Source organism: Clostridium frigidicarnis, assembly GCF_900111985.1.
Classification (GTDB): domain Bacteria; phylum Bacillota; class Clostridia; order Clostridiales; family Clostridiaceae; genus Clostridium_Z; species Clostridium_Z frigidicarnis.
This window is the reverse complement of record NZ_FOKI01000092.1, coordinates 1-2,361: the sequence shown is the minus strand read 5'-3', so window position 1 is coordinate 2,361 and position 2,361 is coordinate 1. Positions and strand designations below refer to the sequence as shown.

Genomic DNA, 2,361 nt, shown 5'->3' with positions numbered 1-2,361 from the left:
AACTTTAGAATGAGTAACTTTAGTCCAGATAGCGGGGAGCAATCCGATCTTCTAAGGAAGATTGAAGTGAATTGAGGATTGGCTATTGAGAATTGACAATTGAAGGATAAATCTTCTAGGGAAGATTTTAAAATTAAAAAAATGTACTTAAAGAAAATCTGTGATTTTCAACCTGAACTTTCAACTTTCCACTCTCCACTTTCAACTTTATATTTAGGAAGTCTGTGACTTCCAACAATAATTGTCAATTATCAATTGTCAATTTTAAAAAAGGGCGTAGCCCTTTTTATATAGGAGGAAATTAAATTAATGAAAAAAATCCTTATTATTGAAGATGATGAAGTTATAAGAGAAGAATTGCAAAACTTTTTAAAAAAGTATGGATATGAAGTAAAAGCACCTATAGATTTTAATAATGTAATAGAATATATTGAAAATGAGAATGCAAATCTCATATTATTAGATATAAATCTTCCTATGTTTGATGGTTATTATATATGTAGACAAATACGTAAAACCTCAGATGTTCCAATTATAATAGTTACAAGTAGAGATAGTGATGTAGATGAATTAATGAGTATGAATTTAGGTGCAGATGATTTTATAACAAAACCTTATAATACAGAAATACTACTGGCAAGAATAACTAATATATTAAAAAGAACATATGGAAGTTTAAAAACCAATAATATATTGAATTATAGAGATTTTAATTTAAACCTTTCAAATGCAACGGTTATTTATAGAAACGAATCCTTAGAGCTAACCAAAAATGAGGTTAAGATTCTTTCTTACTTAATAAATAACAAGGGAAATATAGTAAAGAGAGATTCACTTATGGAATATTTGTGGAAATCAGATTACTTTGTAGATGACAGCACCTTAAATGTTAATATTAATAGATTAAGAAAAAAGCTTGAAGAAATAGGTATAGAAAATCCCATAGAAACAAGAAGGGGATTAGGGTATATAATGCCATGAGTATAGGTGAATTTTTAAAGGATAAAATATTGATAATATTATGGAATATACTAATGTTTATTGTATTAGCAGCTGTACTGCTTGTTATTAATGTTAAATGTATTATAATTTCTTTTGTCTTTTGTATTTGGTTTTTACCATTAGGTTCATATATGGCTTATGAATTTATAAAATATAAAAATTATTATTATGAAATTAATAGCATATTAGAAAAATTGGACAAGAAGTATCTAATTCCAGAGATGATAAAGGAATCAAGCTTTATTGAAGGAGAAAAACTTAATTATATACTTAAAGAAATAAGTAGAGATATGCATGAGCATGTAAAGTATTATAAAGATATGCAAGAGGATTATAGAGAATACATAGAGACTTGGGTCCATGAAATCAAAACACCAATAGCTTCTACAAAGTTAATAATTGAAAATAATCAAAATGATGTAACTAATAAAATAGATTTTCAGATAGATAGGATTGAGGGATTTGTACAACAGGTCCTTTATTACTCTCGAAGCAATAATGTGAGTAAAGATTATATTGTAAAACAAATTAACCTTGATAATGTAGTAAGGAATGTAATTAAAAGAAATTATAGAGATTTCATTCATAAGAAAATAAAATTAGATATAAAAGATATTAATGAAATTGTGCATAGTGATGGAAAATGGGTTGAATTTATTATTAATCAGATAATAGGAAATTCTATAAAATACTCAAATAATAAGGAGCCAATGATAAGTATATATTCAGTTAAGAAAGCTAATTCAGTAATGTTAATTATAGAGGATAATGGAGTAGGTATAATAGATAAAGATATAAATAGAATCTTTGAAAAAGGATTTACTGGTGAGAATGGAAGGAAATTTAGCAAGAGTACAGGAATAGGCTTGTATCTATGTGAAAAGCTTTGTTCAAAACTAGGATTAAAAATTAGTCTTAACTCTGAGGTAAATAAAGGAACTAGGGTTACAATAGTATTTCCTTTGTCAGGTATGGCAACTTTTAAGGATAATTAAGTATATTACTTATTAATAAGTATGTATGTTGATGTTTTATAGTCATGATGTTATAGAATTAAAGGATCATTTGCCATTAGGAAAATCAGAAGAAGCTTTAGTTCTTAATGTTTTAGAAAATACTAATAAAAATTTTATTGATGAAAATTTTCCTAAATTAGAGAAAGGATTAGGATATGAAATTAAATCAATATAGCTTATAAACTATATTGTACTAAATAGATATGATATATTATTTTATAGTATAGATTTTATCATTATGTTTATAGGAGAATGTAAGTAGGTTTGTGTAAAAACAAATCTACTTTTATTTTTTTGTATGTGTAACTGGTATTTATGGTAATAATATCTATAAGAATATTTT

The 2,361-nt window shown here is 25.5% G+C and carries 3 protein-coding genes; all 3 read left to right on the top strand.

The genetic code is table 11. The features are described 5' to 3' along the window. The first annotated feature begins 309 nt into the window (after nt 1–309). Genes BM119_RS19375 through BM119_RS20110 form a run of 3 tightly spaced genes read left to right on the top strand, consistent with a single transcriptional unit; the run spans nt 310 to nt 2,193 of the window. Nucleotides 310–981: a response regulator transcription factor gene (locus BM119_RS19375; protein WP_090043338.1), complete on the top strand. Its 672-nt coding sequence runs from the start codon at nt 310–312 to the stop codon at nt 979–981. Further along, nucleotides 978–1,997 (top strand): sensor histidine kinase, encoded by a 1,020-nt coding sequence (locus BM119_RS19370; RefSeq protein ID WP_090043337.1) that lies wholly within the window; start codon nt 978–980, stop codon nt 1,995–1,997. The genes BM119_RS19375 and BM119_RS19370 overlap by 4 nt, the downstream gene beginning before the upstream one ends. A 25-nt stretch (nt 1,998–2,022) precedes the next feature. Then, the gene (locus BM119_RS20110; RefSeq protein WP_177199524.1) at nt 2,023–2,193 is read left to right on the top strand and encodes a hypothetical protein; all 171 of its coding nucleotides are present in this window, start codon (nt 2,023–2,025) and stop codon (nt 2,191–2,193) included. Nucleotides 2,194–2,361: the final 168 nt, after the last annotated feature.